The organism is Streptomyces tsukubensis, assembly GCF_003932715.1.
Lineage (GTDB): Bacteria > Actinomycetota > Actinomycetes > Streptomycetales > Streptomycetaceae > Streptomyces > Streptomyces tsukubensis.
Genome location: NZ_CP020700.1, coordinates 1,218,049 through 1,236,426 on the forward strand (window position 1 = coordinate 1,218,049; position 18,378 = coordinate 1,236,426).

15 protein-coding genes are annotated in these 18,378 nt (G+C 73.3%); 2 read left to right on the plus strand and 13 right to left on the minus strand.

The features are described 5' to 3' along the window. Positions 1-210: 210 nt before the first annotated feature. Complete coding sequence (locus tag B7R87_RS03965) at positions 211-1,677, minus strand: GuaB1 family IMP dehydrogenase-related protein (RefSeq protein WP_006350368.1); 1,467 nt, start codon at positions 1,675-1,677, stop codon at positions 211-213. Positions 1,678-1,988: 311 nt separating this feature from the next. Between B7R87_RS03965 and B7R87_RS03970 the strand changes: the two genes are divergently transcribed. Further along, the gene (locus tag B7R87_RS03970; protein ID WP_006350367.1) at positions 1,989-2,837 is read left to right on the plus strand and encodes a metallophosphoesterase family protein; all 849 of its coding nucleotides are present in this window, start codon (positions 1,989-1,991) and stop codon (positions 2,835-2,837) included. 108 nt (positions 2,838-2,945) lie between these two features. Here the strand turns inward: B7R87_RS03970 and B7R87_RS03975 are convergent, their stop codons facing one another. The 4 genes from B7R87_RS03975 to fmt all read right to left on the minus strand — a co-directional run bounded on the left by B7R87_RS03975 (position 2,946) and on the right by fmt (position 7,511). Further along, positions 2,946-3,926, minus strand: a complete 981-nt coding sequence (locus B7R87_RS03975) for a sugar-binding transcriptional regulator (protein ID WP_006350366.1) — start codon at positions 3,924-3,926, stop codon at positions 2,946-2,948. Positions 3,927-4,142: 216 nt separating this feature from the next. Then, complete coding sequence (gene rpe / locus B7R87_RS03980; RefSeq protein ID WP_130585291.1) at positions 4,143-4,838, minus strand: ribulose-phosphate 3-epimerase; 696 nt, start codon at positions 4,836-4,838, stop codon at positions 4,143-4,145. Between the two features lie 186 nt (positions 4,839-5,024). After that, a complete protein-coding gene (locus B7R87_RS03985) occupies positions 5,025-6,470 on the minus strand; it encodes an RsmB/NOP family class I SAM-dependent RNA methyltransferase (protein WP_130585292.1) in 1,446 nt (481 codons plus the stop codon). Between the two features lie 99 nt (positions 6,471-6,569). Next, positions 6,570-7,511 (minus strand): methionyl-tRNA formyltransferase, encoded by a 942-nt coding sequence (gene fmt, locus B7R87_RS03990; RefSeq protein ID WP_130585293.1) that lies wholly within the window; start codon positions 7,509-7,511, stop codon positions 6,570-6,572. Positions 7,512-8,323: 812 nt separating this feature from the next. Here fmt and B7R87_RS03995 point away from each other — a divergent pair. Continuing rightward, positions 8,324-8,848 carry a hypothetical protein gene (locus B7R87_RS03995; RefSeq protein WP_130585294.1) on the plus strand — a complete coding sequence of 175 codons (525 nt, stop codon included), beginning with the start codon at positions 8,324-8,326 and terminating at the stop codon, positions 8,846-8,848. A gap of 507 nt (positions 8,849-9,355) precedes the next feature. Here B7R87_RS03995 and B7R87_RS04000 read toward each other — a convergent pair. The 8 genes from B7R87_RS04000 to B7R87_RS04035 all read right to left on the minus strand — a co-directional run bounded on the left by B7R87_RS04000 (position 9,356) and on the right by B7R87_RS04035 (position 18,331). Further along, a complete protein-coding gene (locus B7R87_RS04000) occupies positions 9,356-11,530 on the minus strand; it encodes a primosomal protein N' (protein ID WP_130585295.1) in 2,175 nt (724 codons plus the stop codon). A 116-nt stretch (positions 11,531-11,646) separates the two neighbouring features. After that, positions 11,647-12,861 carry a methionine adenosyltransferase gene (metK, locus tag B7R87_RS04005; RefSeq protein ID WP_006350360.1) on the minus strand — a complete coding sequence of 405 codons (1,215 nt, stop codon included), beginning with the start codon at positions 12,859-12,861 and terminating at the stop codon, positions 11,647-11,649. Positions 12,862-13,195: 334 nt separating this feature from the next. Continuing rightward, a complete protein-coding gene (gene coaBC / locus B7R87_RS04010) occupies positions 13,196-14,428 on the minus strand; it encodes a bifunctional phosphopantothenoylcysteine decarboxylase/phosphopantothenate--cysteine ligase CoaBC (protein ID WP_006350359.1) in 1,233 nt (410 codons plus the stop codon). A gap of 124 nt (positions 14,429-14,552) precedes the next feature. Continuing rightward, complete coding sequence (gene rpoZ / locus B7R87_RS04015) at positions 14,553-14,825, minus strand: DNA-directed RNA polymerase subunit omega (protein WP_040916850.1); 273 nt, start codon at positions 14,823-14,825, stop codon at positions 14,553-14,555. Positions 14,826-14,938: 113 nt separating this feature from the next. Further along, positions 14,939-15,511: a guanylate kinase gene (gene gmk / locus B7R87_RS04020; RefSeq protein ID WP_040916848.1), complete on the minus strand. Its 573-nt coding sequence runs from the start codon at positions 15,509-15,511 to the stop codon at positions 14,939-14,941. A 61-nt stretch (positions 15,512-15,572) separates the two neighbouring features. Further along, entirely contained in the window at positions 15,573-15,896 is a 324-nt protein-coding gene (locus tag B7R87_RS04025; RefSeq protein ID WP_003956414.1) for an integration host factor, read from the minus strand. A 459-nt stretch (positions 15,897-16,355) separates the two neighbouring features. After that, a complete protein-coding gene (pyrF, locus tag B7R87_RS04030; RefSeq protein ID WP_006350356.1) occupies positions 16,356-17,204 on the minus strand; it encodes an orotidine-5'-phosphate decarboxylase in 849 nt (282 codons plus the stop codon). After that, positions 17,201-18,331 (minus strand): quinone-dependent dihydroorotate dehydrogenase, encoded by a 1,131-nt coding sequence (locus B7R87_RS04035; protein ID WP_040916853.1) that lies wholly within the window; start codon positions 18,329-18,331, stop codon positions 17,201-17,203. Before B7R87_RS04035 ends, pyrF begins: the two co-directional genes overlap by 4 nt. Positions 18,332-18,378 lie beyond the last annotated feature (47 nt).

An 18,378-nucleotide genomic window follows, 5' to 3' on the forward strand; every position in this document is an offset into this window, starting at 1 on the left:
CTGGACCGGTCCTGAGCGGGGCGGCAGGCCGTCTCTTCCGGATCTTGCCGTCACCGCGGTGGAACGCAGTAGAACACACCGCCGGGCGGGGCGGTGCGGACCCGCGCGGCGGACGGCTCCGGCGCCGGACCACGGGGATGTTCGTACGGGGGTGCGGCACGGCTCGGGCCCCGGGAGGTGTCCCGGGGCCCGAGCCGACGGCAGGAGCGATCAGTTCCAGCTCGCGTGGAGCGGCTTGCCCTCCGCGTATCCGGCGGCGCTCTGGACTCCGACGATCGCCCGCTCCGCGAACTCCTCCAGGGAGCCGGCACCCGCGTAGGTGCAGGAGGAACGGACGCCCGCGATGATCGAATCGACCAGGTCCTCGACGCCGGGACGGATCGGGTCGAGGAACATCCGGGAGGTGGAGATGCCCTCCTCGAACAGGGCCTTGCGGGCCCGGTCGTACGAGGATTCGTCGCTGGTCCGGTTGCGGACCGCGCGGGCGGACGCCATGCCGAACGACTCCTTGTAGAGCCGGCCGTCGGCGGTCTGCTGGAGGTCGCCGGGCGATTCGTACGTACCGGCGAACCAGGAGCCGATCATGACGTTGGAGGCGCCGGCGGCCAGGGCCATCGCCACGTCGCGCGGGTGGCGCACTCCGCCGTCGGCCCAGACGTGCTTGCCGTACTTCTTGGCCTCGGCGGCGCACTCCAGCACGGCGGAGAACTGGGGCCGGCCGACGCCGGTCATCATGCGGGTGGTGCACATGGCACCGGGACCGACTCCGACCTTGATGATGTCGGCGCCCGCCTCGATGAGGTCGCGGACGCCCTCGGCGGCCACGATGTTGCCCGCGACGATCGGGACCTCAGGGTCGAGGGAGCGGACCGCGCGGACCGCCGCGATCATGCTCTCCTGGTGGCCGTGGGCGGTGTCCACCACGAGCGTGTCGACGCCCGCGTCGAGCAGCTGCTTGGCCTTGCCCGCCACATCGCCGTTGATGCCGACGGCGGCGGCGATCCGCAGCCTGCCCCGGGCGTCCACGGCGGGGGTGTAGAGCGTGGCGCGCAGGGCGCCCTTGCGGGTGAGGATGCCGACGAGACGGCCCTCGGAGTCCACGGCGGGGCTGTAGCGGCGGTTGGCGTTGTCGAGGTGGTGGAAGGCCTCGCGCGGGTCGATATCGGCGTCCAGCACCACCAGATCGCGGGACATCACCTCGGACAGCTGGGTGAAGCGGTCGACGCCGAGGAGGTCGGCGTCGGTGACGACACCGACCGGCCGGTGGTCCTCGTCCACGACGACACCGGCCTCGTGCGCCCGCTTGGGCAGCAGCGCGAGGGCGTCGGCGACGGTCTGGTGCGGGGTGAGCACGATGGGGGTGTCGAGCACCAGATGGCGGGACTTCACCCAGGAGACGACGTCGGTGACGACCTCGATCGGAATGTCCTGGGGGATGACGGCGAGACCGCCGCGGCGGGCCAGCGTCTCCGCCATCCGGCGTCCGGCGATCGCCGTCATATTCGCCGCGACCAGCGGGATCGTGGTGCCCGTGCCGTCCTTCGACGACAGGTCCACGCCCTGGCGGGAACCGACGGCGGAGCGCCTGGGCACCATGAACACATCGTCGTAGGTCAGGTCGTAGGGGACCGAGGGGCTGGCGGTCAGCCGGCCCGTACCGGGCTCAAGAAAACGCATAAGTCTCACATTTTCAAGCGAAACGGAGCAGGTCACTCCCACGAACGACACAACAAAGAACCCCCGTGCTGTGTTTTCCTCCAAGGTCGCCCCGGCGTGGGGGCGGCCCCGGGGGATGCGGGGGCTGGTGCGCAGGACCGTGGGCCTGCCTTACGTCGAAAGGTTACCCGAGATCGAACAGATCAGCGATGTTCCGCCCGCCGGGCGCCCCCGCACGCCCCCTGCCCGCCCGGTGGGGCTTCCGCCGGGTGACGCCCCCGCCGGGTTGCGTACCCGGCCGGTCGCGGAGGGTTCCGGTTAGGCTGGCGGACGTGGCGAAGACCGACGGAGCGTTAAGGGCGATCAGCGACCTGCACATCTCCTACGACGAGAACCGCGACATCGTGGCGGGGCTCAAGCCGAACTCGCCCGACGACTGGCTGATCGTGGCCGGGGACGTCGGGGAGCTGATGGCGGACATCGAGTGGGCCCTCGGCCTGCTGGCGGAGCGGTTCGCCCGGGTGATCTGGGTGCCGGGCAACCACGAGCTGTGGACGGTCAAACAGGAGACCAGCCCGCTGCGCGGGGTGGAGCGCTACCGCGCCCTGGTGGAGCTCTGCCGCCGGATCGGCGTGCTCACCCCGGAGGACCCCTGGCCGGTCTGGACGGGCGCCGGCGGTCCGGTGCGGATCGCACCGATGTTCCTGCTGTACGACTACAGCTTCCTGGCCCCCGGGACGACGACGGTCGAGGAGTCGCTGGCCGCGGCCCACGAGTCCGGGATCGTCTGCACCGACGAGTTCTATCTCCATCCGGACCCCTACCCGGGCCGGGCGGAGTGGTGCGCGGCCCGGGTCGAGGAGACCGAGCGCAGGCTCGACGAGGTCGCGGGCGATCTGCCGCTGATCATGGTCAACCACTGGCCGCTGGTGCGGACGCCGACGGAGGTCATGACCTACCAGGAGTTCGCCCAGTGGTGCGGCACGGTGAGGACCGCCGACTGGCACACCCGTTACGACGTCCGGGCGGTCGTCTACGGCCATCTGCACATCCCCCGCAGCACGGTGTACGACGGAGTGCCCTTCGAGGAGGTGTCGCTGGGCTATCCCCGCGAATGGCGCCGCTTCGGGCTCCGTGACGAACTGGCCCGGCAGATCCTCCCCCGCCCGCAGCAGCCCTGAACCGTGTCCGCCGGGTCCGGACCGGGTCCGGAACAGCACCCCCGGCCGCCGGACCCCGCAGATACGATTCCGCGGTCCCGGGCTCGGCTGCCCGGGACCGCGGGCCGTTCAGGCGTCGGGGTCGGCGCGCTCCAGCGCCGGGCGCAGCCCGGGCGGCGCGGTCAGCAGCAGATCGGCCGCAGCCGTGTCGGTGACCAGGCTGGTCACCAGACCGGACCGGAGCACGGCGCCGATCGCCTCGGCCTTGCGCTGCCCCCCGGCGATGGCGACGACCTCGGGAATCCGGCGCAGGCGGTCCGCCTCGACGGTGATGCACCGCTCGCCGAGATCGCGGCCGACCCGGCGGCCGTCGCGGTCGAAGAGGTGCGCGGACATCTCCGCGGCCACACCGTAGGAGGCGTAGCGGGCCCGCTCCTCGTCCGAGAGCATGTCGTGGACGGTGGAGATACCCGCCTCCCAGGAGCCGATGGAGACGGCGGCCACCGTGACCTTGTCGAAGTACTCGAAGGCCCGGGCGATCCCGGTCTGGTGGCGCAGCGCGGCGGCGGTCGCGGCGTCCGGCAGCAGCATCGGGGCGTAGATGGGGTGGGCGTCGCCGCCCGAGACCTGGGCGGCCCGGCGGACCGCCTCGACGGAGCCGCGCTCCGCGGTCCCCGCGTCGTACACCCCGGTGAGCTGGACGACGGTACACGGCGGCAGCTTGTCGAGGGCCGCGGCCATATGGATGGTGGAGCGGCCCCAGGCCAGGCCCAGGACGTCCCCCTCGGCCACCAGCTCGCCCAGCAGATCCGCCGCGACCTCGCCCAGGTTCTCCGGATCGGGCGATTCGTCGGCCTCCGCCGGGGATTCGACGACCACGGCGTGCCGCAGCCCGAACCGGGCGCGCAGCGCGTCGGAGCGCTCGGCGTCCAGTTCGGCCGGGACCCTGATCTCGATCCGGACGAGATCCCGTTCCAGCGCGGTCTCCAGGACCCGTGCGACCTTGAAGCGGCTGACGCCGAACTCCTCCGCGATCTGGATCTTGGACTTGCCCTCCAGATAGAACCGGCGGGCCATCGCCGCCGCCTGGACGAGCTCCGCGGGTCCCATCCGCAGGGCAGATCGTCCTGCCGACCTAGCAGACACCGCGTCTCCTCACTCCTGTTCAGACTCCGGATCCGTCATCCTGTCAGATCCGGACGCTGTCGATCAGCCCGGTCGGGCCGAGTTCATCTCCGTGTGGTCCGGCGGTCGCTCGTGGTGACCGTCCGGGCCGGGTGGTACGTCTCCGGCCGGGCCGGCGGCCCGCCGGAGACGCCCTCCAGTTCAGTGTGCGCAGGCCCAGCCCGCCGTGGCGACGGTCTGTTCGGCCGCGCTGCGCAGCGCGCGGACCGCGGCGGCCGGGTCCTCGGCGCCGTACACCGCGGAACCCGCGACGAACACGTCGGCGCCGGCCTCCGCGCACCGCTCGATGGTCGAGGCGGCGACGCCGCCGTCGACCTGGAGCCAGAGCTCCAGGCCGTGCTTGGCGATCAGCTCCCGGGTGCGGCGGATCTTGGGCAGCATGATGTCCAGGAAGGCCTGGCCGCCGAAGCCCGGCTCCACCGTCATGATCAGCAGCATGTCCAGTTCGGGGAGCAGGTCCTCGTACGGTTCGATCGGGGTGGCCGGCTTGAGCGCCATCGACGCCCTGGCCCCCTTGGCCCTGATCTCCCTGGCCAGCCGGACCGGCGCGGCCGCCGCCTCCACATGGAACGTCACCGAACCCGCGCCCGCCTCCACGTACTGCGGCGCCCAGCGGTCGGGGTCCTCGATCATCAGATGGCAGTCCAGCGGGGTGTCGGTGGCCCGGCTGAGCGACTCCACGACCGGGACGCCCAGCGTCAGATTCGGCACGAAGTGGTTGTCCATCACATCGACATGGAGCCAGTCGGCGCCGCCGGGGCCCCCCACGGCCTTCGCCTCCTCGGCCAGTCGGGCGAAGTCGGCGGAGAGAATACTGGGACTGATCTGTACGGCCATGGGCCAAGCCTGCCATGGACCGGGGTGGTTCCCCGCCTCCGTCCGCCCTCCGGTACGGAAAGAGCACTTCCGGCCATCGCATTCCCGGCAAGTCCGGCAGAGCGGCGGCGGGCCGGGGGCCCCGGGCCGTCCGGATCCTTTCGGTGTCCGTACGGGCCGGGGTCCCGGCACTCCCGGCGCTCTCCGTCAGGCGGTACGCCGCAGCAGCGCCAGATACATGGCGTCCGTACCGTGCCGGTGGGGCCAGAGCTGGACGTCCGGGCCGTCCCCGAGGCCGGGGAGGTCCGGCATCAGCGGCCGGGCGTCGATCCACTCCGCATCGGCCGGAGCTTCAGCGCCGCGGCCGCGCAGAACGTCGTCGACCACGATCCGGGTCTCCGCGAGATGGGGCGAGCAGGTGGCGTAGCCGACGACTCCCCCGACCCGGACCGCCTTCAGGGCCTCCCGCAGCAGGGACCGCTGGAGCGTCGCGAAGCCCTCGACGTCCTCGGGCCGGCGGCGCCAGCGGGACTCCGGGCGGCGGCGCAGGGCGCCCAGGCCCGAGCACGGAACGTCGACCAGCACCCGGTCGAAACTGCCGGGCCGCCACGGCGGGCGGGTGCCGTCGGCGGTCACGACCTGGTAGGGGCCGGGGTTCCCGGCCAGCGCCCGGGCGACCAGACCGGCGCGGTGCGGCTGCTTCTCGGCGGCCAGCAGGGACGCGCCGCGCTCCGCAGCCAGCGCGGCCAGCAGGGCCGCCTTGCCGCCGGGACCGGCGCAGCCGTCCAGCCAGCGGGCGTCGGGGCCGTCGAGCGGGGCGGCCGCGAGGGCGAGAGCAACGAGCTGGCTGCCCTCGTCCTGGACCCCGGCGCGGCCCTCGCGGACGGCGGGGACCGCGCCCGGCTCGCCGCCGTCCGCCATCCGTACCGCGTACGGAGACCAGCGGCCCGGCTCGGCCGCGTCCTGCTCCAGCAGTTCGGCGGCGGTGGCCCGGCCGGGCCTGGCCACCAGCGTCACCTCGGGCCGTTCGTTGTCGGCGGCCAGCAGCTCCTCGATGCCCGCGCGGGGTCCGCCGAGGGCGTCCCAGAGGGCCGAGACGATCCACCGGGGGTGCGAGTGCACGATGGCCAGATGGTCCTCGGGGTCCTCGTCGTACGGCGGTGCCACCCGCTCGATCCACGTTTCCAGATCGTCGCGGGAGATCTTCCGCAGAACGGCGTTGACGAACTTCGCCCGGCCGTCGCCCAGCACCACCCGGGCCAGCTCCACACTCGCCGACACCGCGGCGTGGGTGGGGATCCTGGTGCCGAGGAGCTGGTGGGCGCCGAGGGCCAGCACATCGAGGACGGGCGGGTCGACCTCGCGCAGCGGCCGGTCGACGCAGGAGGCGATGATCGCGTCGTACGTGCCCTGGCGGCGGAGCGTGCCGTAGACCAGTTCGGTCGCCAGTGCCGCGTCCCGGTCGTCGAAGCCGTCGTTCTCGCGGGCCTTGCGCAGCAGCGGCGGGAGGACGAGGTTCGCGTAGGCGTCCCGTTCGTCGACGGCCCGCAGGGCGTCGAAGGCGAGGATCCGGACGGGATCCTTCACCGGGCGCCGGTACTGCTTCGGGGGACGGGGCCGGCGAGCCCCCTGGGGGCGTGCCTGGTCGTTCAAAGGTGCTCCGCGGTATCTGATCAGTCGGGTTCGCTCCCAGGTTACGTCCGGCCCGGCGGCAGGGCCGCCGGGCCCCCGGGCGCGGCCCCGCGGGCGGGGTCAGCCCGCGTCGGCACCGAGGCGTTCGCCCGGGGTGATCCGGACGCCGCGCGCCCAGTCCGCGGCCCGCATCGGCTTCTTGCCCTGCGGCTGGACCCAGAGCAGTTCCACGGCGTGCGAGCCGGTGCCGGTCCGGACGTCGTTCTTGCCCACGGCCAGCTCGCCGGGGGCCAGATCGGTGCGCGCCGGGTCGAGCGCCACGGAGACCAGCTTCAGCCGCTCGCCGCGGAAGACCGTCCACGCCCCGGGCGCGGGGGTGCAGCCGCGCACCAGGCGGTCGACGCGGAGCGCGGGGGCGCGCCAGTCGACCCGGGCGTCGTCGACGGTGAGCTTCGGGGCCAGCGAGACACCGTCCGCGGGCTGCGGCACCGCGGTCAGGGTGCCGTCCTCGATGCCGTCCATCGTGGCGGCCAGCAGTCCGGCACCGGCGAACGCCAGCCGGGTCAGCAGATCGCCGCTGGTGTCGGCGGGCCGGACGAGCTCCGTCACCACCCCGTAGACCGGCCCGGAGTCCAGCCCCTCCTCGATGAGGAAGGTCGCGGCGCCCGTCACCTCGTCCCCGGCGATCACCGCGTGCTGGACGGGGGCGGCGCCGCGCCACGCGGGCAGCAGGGAGAAGTGCAGATTGACCCAGCCGCGCGCCGGAACGTCGAGCGCGACCTTCGGCAGCAGCGCGCCGTAGGCGACGACCGGGCAGCAGTCGGGCCCGATCTCCCGCAGCCTGGCCAGGAAGTCCTCGTCACGCGGCTTGACGGGCTTGAGGACTTCGATCCCGGCCTCCTCGGCGCGCTGGGCGACCGGGCTGGCCACCAGCTTCCGGCCGCGCCCTGCGGGGGCGTCGGGCCGGGTGATCACCGCGGCGACCTCGTGTCGGTCGGAGGCGATCAGGGCGTCCAGGGCGGGGACGGCGACCTCGGGGGTACCGGCGAAGACGAGCTTCATGGGTGGCTGACTGCCTCTCGGCTGTACGGGTGAGTGCGAAGGTACGGATACGGCACGGGCGGCGCACCAGTCTAGGTCGTGTCCGCAAAGTAGCGCCGTCCGCCCGAAGGGCGGGGCCTGTGGTGTCCGGTGCGTGCCATCGCAAGGCGGTGGGGGGCCGCCCCTGGCTACGCCGGAGGTACCCCCACCGGCGAAGCCAGAGGCGGTTTCCCTGGTACGCATGGGGTCCGCCCCTGGGCTACCGCCCGGGGAAACCCCCACCCGTGCCCGAAGGGGAGAGTGTGCGTGCCGGGCGCCGCGGGTCCGGTGCTCGCGGGTGGGGCGGCCCGGAGGGCGAACGCCCACCGGGCGGGTGCATCCGGGGCCGGGCCGGGGGGCGTACGGGAGCCCGTGCGCCGGGACGGTATGCGCTTACGCCCCCGCAGCGTGACCACAACGGCGGGTACGGCGTTGGTCAAGACAGATTGACCGATCTCCGGGGGGACGGCTCACGCGGTCGCCGGGGATCGGCCGACGCGGGCCGCTCCCCTGGGCCGTGTCGTCAAAATGGCGCCGTCCGCCCGAAGGGCGGGACCTGCGGCTCCCCCAGCCCTGCGGCTGGTGGGGGTGGCCCCCGTGCCCGAAGGGCTACGGGGGAGGACCCCCAGGCGCGTGCAATCGCAAGGCGGAGGGTTTCCCTCGTACTGGACGTACTTGGGAAATCCCGACAACGCAGCGAGTGTGCGTGCCGGGCGTCGCGGGTCAGGCGGGATTTTGGCGATACGGCCCAGGCGGCCCGGATCCTTTTCCACGCCGGTTCGAGAGGCTTCCCGATGGCCGACCACGCAACCCACGACGCCCAAGCCAGGGCAAGCCTGCACCTGTTGGTGCGGGACATCGAACGGGTCCGCCGGCAGGTGGACGCGTTGCGCACACTCACCGCGCAGCTCGGCAATGTGTACCGCCCGCGCCGCACCGGTCCCTCCACGGGCTTCGTCGTCTACGGCAGGGCCCCGGCACCCACCGTCCGTCTCGCGCAGGAGCTGCGGGACAGCGTCGAGACCCTGGTCACGGCCGCGGTCGACTTCGACCGTTCGCTGGGCTTCTCCTGGGACGCGGTCGGCTCGGCGCTCGGGGTCACCAAGCAGGCCGTCCACCGGCGGTACGGCGCCCGGCGCTCGGCGCCCACCGCGGTCGGGGCGGATCCGGAGCAGCAGCCGCACGCCTTCCCGGCACCGGCCGCCGCCCTGCCCGCGTCCGCATCGGTCCCGGCGGCCCGGAGCATGCCGCCGCAGCCCGCTGCGGCCCCCGCCCCCGAACCGCGCCCGGGCGCGTTCCCGGGCCCCCGCAACGGCTGACACCGGGCCGGGGGCCGCCCGCCGCGGAGACCGCCCAGCCCTGCGGATGTTGCTGCCCGCCTACCGCCGGTCTGTGGCTTGTCGCGCAGTTCCGCCCCCTGTGCCCAAGGGCATGGGGGGACCCCCGTCTACGCCTGGCGGCGTGGGGGACCTCCAGCGCCCGGCCCCCCTTCCCAAGCCCGTTAACGGGGAGCGCCCAGCGCAGCAAGGTCTGCCCCCGACCGCAGACCGTAGATGGTTCTCGCGCAGTTCCCCGCGCCCCTGGGTACTCCTGCCCGAGGCCCTCGGCGCGTGCGGCGCCCGCACGGGCAAGGGCGGGAAATCCAAGAAGGGGCGCCGGGGGTCCCCCCACGCCGCCAGGCGTAGGGGGAGGAACTGCGCGACAAGCCACAGACCGAGGGAAGCCGGACACCAAACACCCAGGGGCTGGGCGCTCCCCGGGTTCGCGGGCACCTCACCGCGCCGGGCGCGAGGCTCGCGGGACACGACGGGCCCCGCCGGAGGCGGCTAGCCGATGTCCAGGGGGTCGATACGGATCCGTACCTGGTCCGCGCCCCCCCGGGCCGTCCGCGCCGCCCTCGCCGCCTTCAGGGCCCGTGCCAGGGCCGCCCCGCTCCCCGGCGGCACCCGCAGCAACGCCCGCGACCAGTGCTCGCCGACCGGGGGGTCGCCCGGGCGTCTCGGCCGCCCCGGCGGGGGCTCGGGCAGCGGCACCGGCCCGAGGACCTCGGTCTCGGGCGGCAGTCCGGCACCGGCGACGAACGCGGCGACCGTGTCCGTGCGGCCCGTCACCGCCGCCATCCGGGACACCGGCGGGAACCCCAGCTCGGCGCGGTCGGCCAGCTCCCGCTCCGCATGGCCCACCGGATCCCAGCGCACCAGGGCCTGGACGGGCCGGAGCGTCGGCTCCGCGACGATGACCACCGCACCGCCCTCGGGCCCGCCCCGTACCAGCGCCGCCGCTTCCGTCCAGCGCCGCAGCGCCTCCTCCGACGACCGAAGGTCGGGGCGGCCGAGCATCGCCCAGCCGTCCAGCAGCAGCGCCGCCGCATAGCCGCCATCGGCGACGGGCTCGGCCCCTGGCGTGCTCACCACGAGGGCGGGCCGCCCGGGCACCGAGTCCAGTACGTGGTCGCGGCCCGAGGTGCGCACCGGGACCGCAGGGAACGTCCGCCCGAGCTCCTCCGCGGTCCGCCGGGCCCCCACCACCGAGGCCCGCAGCCGCGTACCGCCGCAGGCGGGGCAGTGCCGGCCGGTGGCCTCCCGGCCGCACCAGCCGCAGCACAGCGCCCGTTCGTCGGGGGCCTGGAGCGGCCCGGAGCAGTGTTCGCACCGGGCGGGCGTACGGCACCGGTCGCAGGCCAGCCGGGGCACGTACCCCCGCCGGGGGACCTGCACCAGCACCGGGCCGTCCTTCAGTCCGTCCCGCACCGTCTCCCACGCCAGCGTCGGGAGCCGGGCGGCCCGCGCCGCGCCGTCCCGCCCCAGTTGTTCGTCCCCGACCGTACGGATGCGGGGCGCGGCGGCCCGGACCTGCTCCCTGGGGGCCCGCAGCGGCCGGGCCCAGCCGCTGCCGACGAGCTGGGCCGCCTCCACCGTGCAGCTCAGGGCGCCCAGCAGAAACCCGCACGACTCGTTGCGGGAGCGGAGCTCCAGCACCTCGCGGACATGCGGGAAGGGCGCGTGGTCGTCGCTGTGGCTGGGGTCGCCGTCGTCCCAGACGGCGACCAGGCCCAGGTCCCGTACCGGCGCGAACATCGCGGCGCGGGTGCCGACGACGGCGCGGACGGAGCCCCGGCGCACGGCGAGCCACTGCCCGTACCGCTTCTCGGGGCCGGAGTCGGCGGTCAGCACGGCATGCCGCCCGGACCCCATCAGCGCCGTCAGCGCCTCGTCGACCCGGGCCACGCGGCGCCCGTCGGGAACGACGACGAGCGCGCCCCGGCCGGATGCGAGAGCGGCCACCACGGCCCGGGCCAGCTCCTCGGGCCAGTGGGGCCCCGGCAGCGCCGTCCAGGCAGCGCGCGGGCTCCCGCCGGCCGCCAGGGCCCGCAGGAACTCAGGCCCGCTGGTGTACCGCCGCCAGGACTCCGGGTCCGGCGGCGGAGGCGGGGGCAGCGGGGGCGCCGACGGCCGGCCCTCGGCCCGGGCGTTGCGCGGCGGCACCGCGAGCTGGAGCACATCGGCCAGCGAGCCCGCGTACCGGTCGGCGACGTCCCGGGCCAGCGCCAGCGCCTCCGGGCTGAGCACAGGCTCCGGGGAGACCACGTTCGCCAGGGCCGCGAGGGCCCCGCTGTAGTCCGATTCGGCGCGGCGCTCCACGATGAAGCCGTCGATCAGCCCGCCGCCCTCGCGGCGGCCCTGCCGCACCCGGCTGCCGCCGGCCCCGAACCGGACCCGGACCCGGACACCGGGCTGTGCCTGGGCGTCCAGCTCCTTCGGCACGGCGTAGTCGAAGAACTGGTCGAGATGGAGCACGCCCTTGTTGACCACGACACGGGCCACGGGCAGCTCGTCGGCGAGGTCGGCACCGCGCCAGGTCCGCGGCTTGGCCCGGGGCACGTTCGCCCGCCGGACCGCGTCCCGGATCAGCGCCAGCTGTTCCGGCGCGACCGGCTCCTCGTGCCCGGCCGACCCGTCCTCCCTGCTCACGCCCGTAATTCTGGCAGAGCCCACTGACATCCCGAGCCCGGCCGCTGCAGGCCGCAGGCCGTAACGCACGGGACCCCGCCGCCCGGCGAGGGCGGCGGGGTCCCGTGGGAACCACAGAAGCGCGAAAGCGCGAAGACGCAGCAGGCTCAGAGGCCCGCAGCGGTACGCAGCGCGGCCGTGCGGTCCGTGCGCTCCCAGGTGAAGTCCGGCAGCTCACGGCCGAAGTGGCCGTACGCCGCGGTCTGGGCGTAGATCGGCCGCAGCAGGTCCAGATCGCGGATGATCGCCGCCGGGCGGAGATCGAAGACCTCGGCGATCGCCGTTTCGATCTTCTCGACGTCGACCGTGGCGGTGCCGAAGGTCTCGACGAAGAGACCGACCGGCTCGGCCTTGCCGATGGCGTACGCGACCTGCACCTCGCAGCGCGCCGCCAGGCCCGCCGCGACGACGTTCTTCGCGACCCAGCGCATGGCGTAGGCGGCGGAGCGGTCCACCTTGGACGGGTCCTTGCCGGAGAAGGCACCGCCGCCGTGGCGGGCCATGCCGCCGTACGTGTCGATGATGATCTTGCGTCCGGTGAGTCCGGCGTCGCCCATGGGGCCGCCGATCTCGAACCGGCCGGTGGGGTTCACCAGCAGCCGGTAGCCGTCGTTGTCCAGCTTGATGCCGTCCTCGACGAGCTCCTTGAGCACGTGCTCCACGACGAACTCGCGGATATCGGGTGCGAGCAGCGAGTCCAGGTCGATGTCGGAGGCGTGCTGCGAGGAGACCACGACCGTGTCGAGCCGGACGGCCTTGTCGCCGTCGTACTCGATGGTGACCTGGGTCTTTCCGTCGGGCCGCAGATAGGGGATGGTGCCGTTCTTGCGGACCTCGGAGAGCCGGCGGGAGAGCCGGTGCGCCAGGTGGATCGGGAGCGGCATCAGCTCGGGCGTCTCGTCGCACGCGTAGCCGAACATCAGCCCCTGGTCGCCCGCGCCCTGCCGGTCGAGGTCGTCTTCGCCGTCGGCACCCTCGACCCGCTTCTCGTACGCCACGTCGACGCCCTGGGCGATGTCCGGGGACTGCGCGCCGATCGACACCGACACTCCGCAGGACGCGCCGTCGAAGCCCTTCTTCGACGAGTCGTAGCCGATCTCCAGGATCTTGTTGCGCACGAGCGTGGGGATGTCGGCGTACGCCTGGGTGGTGACCTCGCCGGCCACATGGACCAGTCCGGTGGTGATCAGCGTCTCGACGGCGACACGAGAGGTGGGGTCCTCGGTCAGCAGGGCATCGAGGATGGTGTCGCTGATCTGATCGGCGATCTTGTCGGGGTGACCCTCGGTCACTGACTCCGAAGTGAAAAGACGGCGGGACACATCGCTCCCTGGGGTTGCAGCGGCTGCTGGCTGATCATGGGTGGACCGGCAGGGGGCTGCGCCCCGCGACGTTCCGCGCACCAGTTTATCCGCCACCGTCCGCCGTCGGTCCACCCGTCCCGATTCGTGAGAGCCGAGTGGTCGATCCCTGAGCTGCGGCGATGGGGTGGATCGGCCGGAGGAACGGCCGAAATCATCCGTCCCGTCGGGATCCGTTCGGGCGTTTCTCCAGGGCGGGCGGGGAAACAGGGGCCACCGGAGTGTCCTGCTGTCCCTCCCGGATCAGCCGCCCCGGACCGGTGGTGGCCGGGCTGCTGATCCGGGAGGGACGGCATCAGTCCAGCCGGGGCAGGACCAGGTCCCAGACCGTGTCGGCGAGGGCTTCCTTGGGTCCGTACGGCACCGGGGTCTCCGTACCGTCCTCGGCCAGCACCACGGCCTCGTTCTCCTCCGAGCCGAAGGTGCGGCGCTCCCCCACCTCGTTGACGACGAGCAGATCGCAGCCCTTGCGGCGGAGCTTCTCGCGGCCGTTGGCGAGGACGTCGTCCGTCTCGGCGGCGAAGCCCACGATCACCTGACCGGCCCGGGGCCGTTCGGCGGAGAGCTCGGCGAGCACATCCGGATTGCGGACCAGGGCGACGGGCCCGGGCTCGGCCCCGTCCTTCTTTTTGATCTTTCCGGCGGCGTACTCGGCCGGGCGGAAGTCGGCGACCGCCGCCGCCATGACGACCGCGTCCGCGTCCGCCGCGGCCGCCAGTACCGCCTCGCGCAGCTCCAGCGCCGTACCGACGGGGACCACGTCGACGCCCGCCGGATCGGGCAGGGCGGCGTTCGCGGTGACGAGCGTCACCCTGGCGCCCCGGGCGGCGGCGGTCCGCGCCAGCGCGTACCCCTGCTTGCCGGAGGAGCGGTTGCCGAGGAACCGGACCGGGTCGAGCGGCTCGCGGGTGCCGCCCGCGCTGACCACCACATGGCGGCCCGCCAGATCGGGCCCGGCGGCCCCCCGGGCCAGCACCCGGCGGCAGATCTCGAACAGCTCGCCCGGGTCGGGCAGCCTGCCCTTGCCGGTGTCGACGCCGGTCAGCCGGCCGACCGCGGGCTCGATCACGACGGCGCCGCGGCGGCGGAGCACGGCCACGTTCTCCCGGGTGGCGGGGTGCTCCCACATCTCGGTGTGCATCGCGGGCGCGAAGACGACCGGACAGCGGGCGGTGAGCAGGGTGTTCGTCAGCAGATCGTCGGCGAGGCCGTGGGCCGCCTTCGCCAGCAGATCGGCGGTGGCGGGGGCGACGATCACCAGATCGGCGTGCTGGCCGATCCGGACGTGCGGAACCTCGTGCACCCCGGACCAGACCTCGGTCGAGACGGGGTGGCCGGAGAGGGCCTCCCAGGTCGGGGCGCCGACGAACCGGAGGGCCGAGGCCGTCGGCACCACCCGGACGTCATGGCCGGACTCCGTGAGCCGGCGCAGCAGCTCACAGGCCTTGTAGGCGGCGATGCCCCCGCCGACCCCCAGCACGACGCGCGGCTTGTCGGACGATGCCTCCGGCTGCTCCGGCCCGGCCATGGTCTCTCCCCACTCTCGGTTGTCACCCCCCATGACACACCACAGGCCCGGCGGACTTCCCGCCGGGCCTGGTGATGGAGAGCTGCCGCGGACGCCCTTTCGGGCGCGTCCGCGGAGCGGTGAATCAGTTGGTCGCGCCCTCGACGGCCTCGGAGGTCAGCAGACCGGCGTTGATCTCGCGCAGCGCGATCGAGAGGGGCTTCTCGTGGACGTGGGTGTCGACGAGCGGGCCGACGTACTCCAGGAGACCCTCGCCGAGCTGCGAGTAGTACGCGTTGATCTGGCGCGCCCGCTTGGCCGCGTAGATCACGAGGCTGTACTTCGAGTCCGTGGCCTCGAGCAGCTCGTCGATCGGCGGGTTGATGATGCCCTCGGGCGCAGTCATGGAAGAGGACACGCTCTACCTTCCGAAAGAGGAAAATTGATGAACTCGGCCGGTTCGGCCGAAGGCGGAGGTACGTGGAGGGATCCGCGTCGCTCCGCCGGGTCCGGCGAGATCCCGCAGAAGGATCACTCTCCGGAAGACACCGCTACCAAGGCTAGCAGCTCACGCGCCACGTCCTCGACGGAGGTGTTGACCAGGGTCGTGTCGAACTCCGACTCGGCGGCCAGTTCGACCCGGGCGGCGGCCAGCCGCTCTTCGATCACCGCGGCCGATTCGGTGCCCCGGCCGGTGAGCCGGCGGACCAGCTCGTCCCAGCTCGGCGGGGCGAGGAAGACCAGCCGGGACTCCGGCATGGACTCCTTCACCTGCCGGGCGCCCTGGAGGTCGATCTCCAGCAGTACCGGCTCGCCCGCGTCCAGCCGGTCGAGCACCGCCCCGCGGGGCGTGCCGTAGCGGTTGCCCGCGAAGGTCGCCCACTCCAGCAGCTCGCCGTTGGCGATCAGCTTGTCGAATTCGTCGTCGGTGACGAAGAAATACTGGACGCCGTGGCGCTCGCCGGGGCGCGGCTTTCTCGTGGTGGCCGACACCGAGAGCCAGACCTCGGGGTGAGCCTTGCGCATATGCGCGACGACCGTGCTCTTGCCGACCCCTGAGGGGCCGGAGAGCACGGTCAGCCGCGGACGTACTTCTGCTGCCATGCAGCGATTATCCCGGTTCTCCGGAGTGTCCGGGACCGCCGCCCCGGACATCGGGAGGAGATCAGGCGGGGCCGCCGCCGAACTCCCGCTCCAGGGAAGCGATCTGGTTGGAGCCGAGACCACGGACCCGGCGGCTCTCGGAGATGCCGAGCCGCTCCATGATCTGCTTGGCGCGGACCTTGCCCACGCCGGGCAGCGACTCCAGAAGCGCGGAGACCTTCATCTTGCCGATGACGTCGTTCTCCTGGCCCTGCTTGATGACCTCGTGGAGCGAGGCGCCGGAGTGCTTGAGTCGATTCTTGACCTCGGCCCGCTCCCGGCGAGCCGCGGCGGCCTTTTCGAGCGCGGCTGCGCGCTGTTCAGGGGTAAGGGGCGGAAGAGCCACGCCTACGTCACCTCGGATGTCGAACTGTCGGATACGGACCGGTGAGGAACCTAGTCGCCCCTCACCAGGCGAGCAACGAACAACGCAGTGCTCGTGCCGCTCTTCGACGGAGACTAGCGGGCCGCACCGCTCCAGTCAGCGAGAACAGACGAAAAGTCCTGGTCAGCATCGACCGACCAGGACTTTTACGACAAAACGGCGAGGTTTTGCGTCAAGATTCTGTCAACTCGCTGTGAGGACGGCCGCCCGAACGGCCCGGCGGCCTCCGCCGACAAATCCGCTGGTCAGTACATCTACACGCGATGAGAGTGCCCGGCCGAGGCACCAATCGGCACCCCTCGGCAGCAGCCGGGCCGGCCGCCGCCCCGGACCGGACCCTTCCGGTGGATCCGGCCGGATTCCGTCGTGATGCACCCGGGACGGGCCGTCTCCCCGCCGACCCCGACGGTTCCAGCGGGGCTACCGCGCTCCCTCGACCGCCGCCCGGCACTCCTCCGCGAAGAGCTCCGCGGCCGCCCGGAGCGCGGGCTGGTCCGGACCGTGGCGCAGGACGCCCCGGCTGACGCTCGGAACGACATTGCCGACCGCCGCGCCGAAGACCCGCGGAAGGTCCGCCGGGGTCGCCCCCTGGGCGCCGATGCCCGGGGCGAGCAGCGGTCCGTTGATCGCCAGGTTCACCCCGGCGTCGTCGAGCGTGGCGCCCACCACGGCGCCGACCGAGCCCAGCGGACGGGCGTCCGCGTTCTCGGCGGCCATGTGGTCGAGCATCACCTGCGCGAGCGTACGGCCGTCGGCGGCGACGGCCCGCTGTACCTCGGCCCCCTCCGGGTTGGAGGTGAGCGCCAGGACGAAGACGCCCGATCCGGCGGCGGCCGCGGCGTCCAGCGCCGGGCGCAGGGAGCCGAAGCCGAGGTACGGGGAGACCGTGAGGGCGTCGGAGAAGAGCGGCGACGCCGGGTCGAGGAAGGCCGAGGCGTACGCGGCCATGGTGGAGCCGATATCGCCGCGCTTGGCGTCCATCAGGACCAGCGCACCCGCGGACCGGGCCTCCTCGACGGTCTTCTCCAGGACGGCGACGCCCCGGGAGCCGAACCGCTCGAAGAACGCGGCCTGCGGTTTGAGGACGGCGACCCGGTCGGCGAGCGCCTCGACCGTGGTGCGGGCGAACCGCTCAAGACCGGCGACGTCGTCGTTCAGCCCCCAGGCGGTGAGCAGGGAGGCATGCGGGTCGATGCCGACGCAGAGCGGACCGCGGTCGTCCATCGCCGCGCGCAGCCGGGCGCCGAAGGGGAGGTTCGGGGTGGTCATGCGGCGGTCTCCTCGGTGGTGGTCCCGGCGGCGTCGGCACGGACACCGGCGCCGACGGCCTCGGCCAGGGTGGCGTACGGGCTCGCCTTGAGCCGGGCGGCCAGCCCCTGGTGGACGGCACGGCTCCAGAACGGCCCCTGGTAGACGAAGGCGCTGTAGCCCTGGACCAGGGTGGCTCCGGCGAGGATGCGCTGCCAGGCGTCCTCGGCGTTCTCGATGCCGCCGACGCCGACCAGGGTGATCCGGTCGCCGACCCGGGCGTACAGCCGCCGCAGGACCTGGAGGGAGCGGTCCTTCAGCGGTGCTCCGGAGAGCCCGCCGGTCTCGGCGGTCAGCTCGGCGGGCGAGGCGAGGCCGTCGCGGGCGATGGTGGTGTTGGTGGCGATGATCCCGTCGAGCCCCAGCTCGACCGCGAGATCGGCGACGGCGTCGATGTCCTCGTCGGCGAGATCGGGGGCGATCTTGACCAGCAGCGGGACCCGGCGGCGGGTCTCGGTGCGGTCGGCGGCCTCCCGGACGGCGGTCAGCAGGGGGCGCAGGGATGCGGTGGCCTGGAGGTTGCGCAGGCCGGGGGTGTTCGGCGAGGAGACGTTGACCACGAGGTAGTCGGCGTGCCGGGCCAGTCGCTCGGTGGAGGTGACGTAGTCGGCGGCTGCCTCCGCCTCCGGGACGACCTTGGTCTTGCCGATGTTGACGCCGACGGTGGTACGGAAGACGGGGCGGCGCTCCCCCAGCCGCTGGGCGACCGCGGCGGAGCCGTCGTTGTTGAAGCCCATCCGGTTGATCAGGGCCCGGTCGGCGACCAGGCGGAAGAGCCGCTGCTTCGGGTTCCCGGGCTGGGCCAGCGCGGTGACCGTACCGATCTCCACGTGATCGAAGCCGAGCATGGCAAGACCGTCGATGCCGGAGGCGTTCTTGTCGAAGCCGGCGGCGAGGCCGAAGGGGCCGTGCATCCGCAGTCCGAAGGCCTCGGTGCGCAGCTCCTCGTGGCGGGGCGCGAGGACGGCGGCGGCGTAGGTGCGCAGGACGGGGATCCGGGCGAGGAGCCGGATCCAGCGGAAGGCGAGGTGGTGGGCCGCCTCGGGGTCCATCCGCTTGAAGAAGAGGGAGAAGAAGAGCTGGTACATGGTGGGTTCCTCGGGGCGTGGGGCGGCGTCGGTGACCTCGTTGACCG